Origin of the sequence: Roseateles sp. (assembly GCF_052436255.1) — a bacterium.
Lineage (GTDB): Bacteria > Pseudomonadota > Gammaproteobacteria > Burkholderiales > Burkholderiaceae_C > Pelomonas.
Genome location: NZ_JBQVNP010000208.1, coordinates 1 through 6496 on the forward strand (window position 1 = coordinate 1; position 6496 = coordinate 6496).

Sequence of the window (6496 nt, forward strand, 5' to 3'; positions counted from 1 at the left end):
GGCCCAGGCCGCGTTTGGCCAATGGCTGCTGACCCGGCGGCGCGACGCGGAGGCCGCGCCGCTGATCGCCGCGGCCGCCGCCACGCGCACGCGGCTGCTGCCGCCCGGGCACCCTTTGCGACCAGCCTGACCCTTCAAACAAGGGGGGCCCGCCGTGCCGCTGACAGGTGGCCTGGATTTTTCCCGTGAAGGGAGCAAGGCGGGCACGCCGCCCGCGCAATTGCCCATGCAGGAGAGGACCGATGTTCAAACTCAACACCCTGGCCGCCCTGTGCGCCGCCCTGGCTGCAGCCACGCCGGGCCACGCCCTCATCGACGAGATTCCCGGCAACCCGTCGCCGCCGACACCCCGCGTCTGGTGGACCGGCGGCAGCAAGGGCTCGATCGACGTGCCGAGGAACCGCCTTGACCTGGACGCCAACTGGAGCGCCCCGCTGCATGCTTCCGACGACCTCGGTTTTCGCCACACCAGCGGGTCCACCGCCCTCGTCAACGCTGCCACCGGCTTCACGGCCAACAGCATCAGCTTCAGCGACCTGACGGCCTACACGATCAGCGGCAACCGCATCCAGCTCATGGGCAGCCTCTACAACGGCAGCAGCGCGCGGCAAACCATCCAGGCCACATTGCAAGGCACCGCCCTCGGCTCGCAGACCTGGAACGGCGGCAGCGCCGGCATCGACCTGCAACTGGCCAACCAGGTCGGCAACCGCCTCGACCTCATCGACATCAACGCCACCGTCGCCGGGACCTTCCTGCTCAAGCGCGAGGTGATGAACCAGGACTACGGCCGGGGCGTGGCCCTCAATCTCACCTACAGCCAGCTCGCCACGCCGAACGGCGCCGCCATCACCGGTGGTTGGGAGGACGGCCGCATGCAGCTGGTGCGCAGCACCTGGACGAGCGGCGGCACGCTGAGCATTGGCGGCGGCAACAAGAGTCCCCGGGTGGAGCTGCAGAAATCCGCCCACATCGACGCCGATAGGCTGGTCATCGCCCAGAACGGCCGCCTCACGCTGTCGGGCGCCGACCTGAGCTTCAACAGCTTCGCCCGCAGCGGCAACGGCACGCTGGACTGGCAACGCGGCACGGTGCAGGCCCGGGGCGCGCTGGAGCTGGGCGCACTGGGCCCGGCCATCACGCTGGACCACGACCGCTTCCTGAAAGTGAACGGCGCACTGACGGTGGCCGCCGGGCAGACCCTGTCCATGACCGGCAAGAGCCTGCTCACCACGCCCGAGCTGCGCCTGGCCGATGGCGTGCTGAAGGCCGGCGTGCTCGGCGGCCAGGTACCGGTCGTGAGCGGCCACGGCCGGTGGCTGGGCCGGGTGGCCGGCGCCACCACCATCAACGCCAGCGGCGGCCTGCTGCGCATTGGCGATGCGTCACAGGCCGGTGCCGTGGGCCTGGCGGGCACGCTGAGCATTGCCTCGGGCGCCAGCGTGCAGCTCGACAGCCTGGACCCCGCTGGCCTCGGCCCGCGCGTGAACCTGAGCACCGACAGCGAGCTGGCCGCGCCGAACGGCATGCTGCTGGCGCAGGGCCAGACGATGCACATCGGCCGGCGCGCCACGCTGCGCGGCCCGCTGGTCAACAACGGCAGCATGCTGGCCTGGAGTCTCTTTGGCAGCATGGGTGACCTGAGCCTGGTCGGCAGTCTCAGCGGCGAGGGCAGCTTCATGGGCCGCCTGCACCTGCAGGGCGAACTCAGCCCCGGGGCGATGCTGGGCGCCGGCATCGGCAGCCTGCGCTTCGGCCCCGGCAGCACGCTGTCGCTGAGCCACGACAGCCGCCTGACCCTGGACATCGCCGCAGGCTCGACGGGCTGGACAAGCGACCAGCTCATCGGCCTGACCCGACTTGACGCCGCCGGCAGCCTGCACCTGCGCTTCAGCGGCCTGGACCCGCTCGCAGCGATGAGTTGGCAGCTGCTCGGAGTTCCGGAAATCACCGGCAACTTCAGCAGCATCACCGTCGAGGGCCTGCAGCCCTGGCGCCTGGACAGCTCGCAGCTGGTGAGCAGTGGCCGCATCAGCATCAGCCCGGTGCCCGAGCCCCGGTCGTCGGCGCTGCTGCTGCTGGGCCTGGCCGCACTGCCGTGGTGCCGCCGCCGTCTGCGCGCCACCACCAGTTGACCTGACACGGCGCAGCACCAGGAAGACACACGGCGCCCTCAGCCTGCAAGGCCAGTTCGGCCGTGACAACGAGCGTCAGATCGCCAGCCGCTCCCGCACGCCATCCGCCTTCATGTCAGCGCCGCGACCGCGCATGACGATCTCGCCGCGCTGCATCAGCAAATACTGGTCGGCCAGCTCCTCGGCGAAGTCGTAGAACTGCTCCACCAGCACCACCGACAGGCCCTTGTCGTGGGCCAGGTGCTTGATGACGCGGCCGATGTCCTGGATGACGTTGGGCTGGATGCCTTCGGTGGGCTCGTCCAGCAGCAGCACCTTCGGGCCGGGCGCGAGTGCGCGGGCGATGGCGAGCTGCTGTTGCTGGCCGCCGGAGAGGTCGCCACCGCGGCGTGAGCGCATCTTGTCGAGTACCGGGAACAGCTCGAACAACGCCTTGGGCAGCGACGTGCCAGCGGGTTGGCTGGACAGGCCCATCTGCAGGTTCTCCATGACCGTCAGTCGGCCGAAGATCTCGCGCCCCTGCGGCACATACCCCAGGCCGGCCCGCACGCGCTGGTGAGTCTTGAGCTTGTTGATGTTCTCGCCGGCCAGCGCGATGCTGCCGGAGGTGACAGGCACGACGCCCATCAGACTTTTCAGCAGCGTGGTCTTGCCGACGCCGTTGCGGCCCAGCACGACGGTGATCTCGCCGGGCTTGAGGTCAAAGCTCAGGCCGCGCAGGATGTGCGAGCCGCCGTAGTGCTTGTGCAGGTCCTGGACCTTGAGGATGTCTGCGTTATCGGCCAAGGTACACCTCGATCACCTTCTCGTCGGACTGCACGGCAGCCATGGTGCCCTCGGCCAGCGTCTTGCCTTCATGCAGAACCGTGACCGTGCGATGCGCACCGGCCAGCGCGGCGACGAAGTTCATGTCGTGCTCGACCACCACCAGCGAATGCTTGCCCTCCAGGCTCAGGAAGAGCTCGGCGGTGCGCTCGGTCTCCTCGTCGGTCATGCCGGCGACGGGCTCGTCGAGCAGCAGCAGCTTGGGGTCCTGGGCCAGCAGCATGCCGATCTCCAGCCACTGCTTCTGGCCGTGGCTGAGCAGGCCGGCGACGCGGTCGCGCTCTTCGGCGAGGTGCACGGTTTTGAGCAGGTCGCCCAGCCGGTCACGCTGCTCGCCGTTGAGCCTGGCGCGCATCGCAAAGCGCGCGCGGCGGTCGCCGGCCAGCGCGAGCTCCAGGTTCTCGGCCACTGTCAGCGCCTCGAACACCGTCGGCTTCTGGAACTTGCGGCCGATGCCCGCGCGGGCGATCTGCTGTTCGTTCATCAGGCGCAGGTTCAGGTTGCTGCCGAAGTAGATGCGCCCGCTGTCGGGCCGCGTCTTGCCGGTCAGGCAGTCCATCGTCGTCGTCTTGCCGGCGCCGTTGGGGCCGATGACGCAGCGCAGCTCGCCCACGCCGACGGTGAAGCTCAGGCCGCCCAGCGCCTGGAAGCCGTCGAAGGCGACCTTGAGGTCTTCGACGTACAGGGCCACGCCCTGGTTGAAGACCGGCTCACCGGCGGTCGCGATGCGCGTGAAGGCGCGCGCACGCGCCTCGGCACCGGCTTCGAGAAGCTCTGGAGTCATCGTTTGAACCTCTTCGCCAGCCCCATCAGGCCCTGCGGCAGGAACAGCGTCACGGCGATGAAGAGCCCGCCCAGGATGTAGAGCCAGCCCTCGGGCCAGACGGCCGTGAAGACCGACTTGGTGCCGTTGACGAAGAAGGCGCCGATGACCGGCCCGATCAGCGTGCCGCGGCCGCCGACGGCCGCCCAGATGGCCATCTCGATGCTGGCCGCCGGGCTCATCTCACCCGGGTTGATGATGCCGACCTGGGGCACATACAGGATGCCGGCCAGCGCGCACATCATGGCTGAGATGACATAGGCGCTGAGCTTGAAGGCGACCGGGTCATAGCCCAGGAAGCGCACGCGGCCCTCGGCGTCGCGAATGGCCTGCAGGATGCGACCCCAGCGGCTTTGCGTCAGCGCGCGGGCGACGAGGTAGCAGGCGATCAGCGCGACACCGCTGGCCACGCACAGGCCGACCTTCATGCCCGGCGTGTTCAGCGGCATGCCGGCGATGCGCTTGAAGTCGGTGAAGCCGTTGTTGCCGCCAAAGCCGGTCTCATTGCGGAAGAACAGCAGCATGGCCGCCACCGTCAGCGCCTGCGTGATGATGGAGAAGTACACGCCCTGGATGCGCGAGCGGAAGGCGAAGTAGCCGAACACGGCCGCGAGCAGGCCGGGCACCGCTAACGCCAGGATCAACTGACCCACGAGCGAATCGCTGAGGGCCCAGTGCCAGGGCAGTTCCTTCCAGTTCAGGAAGACCATGAAGTCCGGCAGGTCCGACTGGTACTGGCCTTCGCGGCCGATCTGGCGCATCAGATACATGCCCATGCCATAGCCGCCGAGGGCAAAGAACAGCCCATGGCCCAGCGACAGGATGCCGCCGAAACCCCAGATCAGGTCCAAGGCCAGGGCACAAATGGCAAAGCACAGGAACTTGCCGAGCAGGCCGACGTAGAACTCGCTCAGGTGCAGCGCGTGGCCGGGCGGGAAGGCCAGGTGCAGCAGCGGCGCGAGCAGCAGCGTGATCGCAATGGCGATGAGTGCAGCGCGCTTCATTCGACGCTCCGGCCCTTGAGGGCGAACAGGCCTTGCGGTTTCTTCTGGATGACAAGCACGAGCAGCAACAGCAGGGCGATCTTGGCGAGCACGGCGCCCTGCCAGCCTTCCAGCAGCTTGGACAGCACGCCCAGGCCCAGGCCGGCGTAGACGGTGCCGGCCAGCTGGCCGACACCGCCGAGCACGACCACCATGAAGGCGTCGACGATGTAGCTCTGGCCCAGGTCGGGGCCGACGTTGCCGATCTGGCTCAAAGCGCAGCCCGCCAGCCCGGCGATGCCCGAGCCGAGCGCGAAGGCCATCGTGTCGACCTGGGCCGTGTTGACACCCACGCAGGCCGCCATGCGGCGGTTCTGCGTGACGCCGCGCACCATCAGGCCCAGGCGCGTCCTGGCCAGCAGCAACGCCATGCCGACCAGCACCAGGGCCGCGAAAGCAAGGATGGCCAGGCGGTTGTAGGGCAGCGTCAGGTTGGGCAGCAGCGCCCAGCCGCCAGACAGCCAGCCGGGGTTCTCGACGGCCACGTTCTGCGCGCCGAACAGCGTGCGCACGGTCTGCATCAGCACCAGCGAGATGCCCCAGGTGGCCAGCAGCGTTTCCAGCGGCCGGCCGTAGAGCCAGCGGATCACCGTGCGCTCCATCGCCGCGCCGACCAGGGCCGCAGCCAGGAAGCTCGCCGGCAGCGCCAGCCAAAGGTAGTAGTCGAAGGCGGCCGGTGCCCAGGCGCGAAAGCCCTGTTGCACCAGGTAGGTGGCATAGGCGCCGACCATCAGCAGCTCGCCGTGGGCCATGTTGATGACGCCCATCAGGCCGTAGGTGATCGCCAGGCCTAACGCCACAAGCAAGAGCACCGAGCCCAGGCTCAGGCCGGAGAAAAGCAACTGGGCGCGCTCACCCCAGGCGAGGCGGTCGCCGATGGCGTCGACGGCCTTCTTCATGGCGGCCTTGGCCTCAGCGTCGGTCTCACTGCCCAGGCGTTCCAGCAGCAGGGCGCGGGTGGCAGGGTCGGCGCTGCCGGCCAGTTCAAGCGCGGCGGTGCGGCGCTGCGCGGCGTCGGTGGAGGAGAGCTTGGCGCCGGCGACCAGGGCACCGAGCTTGCTGCGCAGGTCGCTGTCCGTCTCGGCCGCCAGCGCCTTCTCCAGCAGCGGCAGCTTGGACGCGTCGGCATCGTCGCGCAGCGTGGCCAGCGCCTTGGCGCGTATCGCGCGGTCGGCGGACAGCAGGTCCAGCCCCGCCAGCGCGGAGTCAATCTCGCGGCGCATGCGGTTGTTCAGCATCGGTTCCTCGGCTTCGGGCGGTGCCTCGGCGCCTTCGGCGATGACCAGCGCCTGCCCGCCCTTGAGCCGCACACGGCCGTCCTGCAAGGCGCGCAGGAAGGGCCCGAGCGATTCATCACCGGCCGCGAGCGCCTGCTGCAAAGCGGCGACGCGCTCATCGCCTTCGCCTGCCGCGATGCGCGCCGCCACCTCGGGCGGCAAGGCCCAGGTCGGCACCACGCAAAGCACGAGCAACCATCCAAGAACAAGTCGTCTGATCATGCAGATCCAAGCGAACGAAAGCCGTCAGGTGCGCAACCCGCACCCATGCTGTGGGGCAGCCGCGGATCGGCAGGCGCCGAGCCGCGGCGCCGAACCGCCCCAGCAGCGCGGCGGGAAGGCCCGCTTAGTTCGTGGGCTAGTGATTATTGCGCATGTTCTCGGGGGTAGAGG

The 6496-nt window shown here is 69.0% G+C and carries 5 protein-coding genes; 1 reads left to right on the forward strand and 4 read right to left on the reverse strand.

All coding sequences use genetic code 11. From position 1 onward, the window contains the following. Window positions 1–242 precede the first annotated feature (242 nt). Window positions 243–2135, forward strand: a complete 1893-nt coding sequence (locus ACT6S0_RS25640; protein ID WP_444766564.1) for a hypothetical protein — start codon at window positions 243–245, stop codon at window positions 2133–2135. A gap of 75 nt (window positions 2136–2210) precedes the next feature. Here the strand turns inward: ACT6S0_RS25640 and urtE are convergent, their stop codons facing one another. From urtE to urtB, 4 genes are read right to left on the reverse strand one after another with little or no spacing between them, the layout of a single operon-like run. Then, on the reverse strand, window positions 2211–2903 hold the full coding sequence (gene urtE / locus ACT6S0_RS25645; protein WP_444766568.1) for an urea ABC transporter ATP-binding subunit UrtE: 693 nt from the start codon (window positions 2901–2903) through the stop codon (window positions 2211–2213). Window positions 2904–2910: 7 nt separating this feature from the next. Then, entirely contained in the window at window positions 2911–3744 is an 834-nt protein-coding gene (gene urtD / locus ACT6S0_RS25650; RefSeq protein ID WP_444766565.1) for an urea ABC transporter ATP-binding protein UrtD, read from the reverse strand. Then, the gene (gene urtC / locus ACT6S0_RS25655) at window positions 3741–4787 is read right to left on the reverse strand and encodes an urea ABC transporter permease subunit UrtC (protein WP_444766566.1); all 1047 of its coding nucleotides are present in this window, start codon (window positions 4785–4787) and stop codon (window positions 3741–3743) included. The genes urtD and urtC overlap by 4 nt, the downstream gene beginning before the upstream one ends. After that, complete coding sequence (urtB, locus tag ACT6S0_RS25660) at window positions 4784–6325, reverse strand: urea ABC transporter permease subunit UrtB (RefSeq protein ID WP_444766567.1); 1542 nt, start codon at window positions 6323–6325, stop codon at window positions 4784–4786. Before urtB ends, urtC begins: the two co-directional genes overlap by 4 nt. Between the last annotated feature and the right edge of the window lie 171 nt (window positions 6326–6496).

Excerpts from the sequence above, each read along its gene's own strand:
- ACT6S0_RS25640 (WP_444766564.1), top strand. The coding sequence starts at position 243 with ATGTTCAAACTCAACACCCTGGCCGCCCTGTGCGCCGCCCTGGCTGCA.
- urtB (WP_444766567.1), bottom strand. The coding sequence starts at position 6,325 with ATGATCAGACGACTTGTTCTTGGATGGTTGCTCGTGCTTTGCGTGGTG.
- urtD (WP_444766565.1), bottom strand. The coding sequence starts at position 3,744 with ATGACTCCAGAGCTTCTCGAAGCCGGTGCCGAGGCGCGTGCGCGCGCC.
- urtC (WP_444766566.1), bottom strand. The coding sequence starts at position 4,787 with ATGAAGCGCGCTGCACTCATCGCCATTGCGATCACGCTGCTGCTCGCG.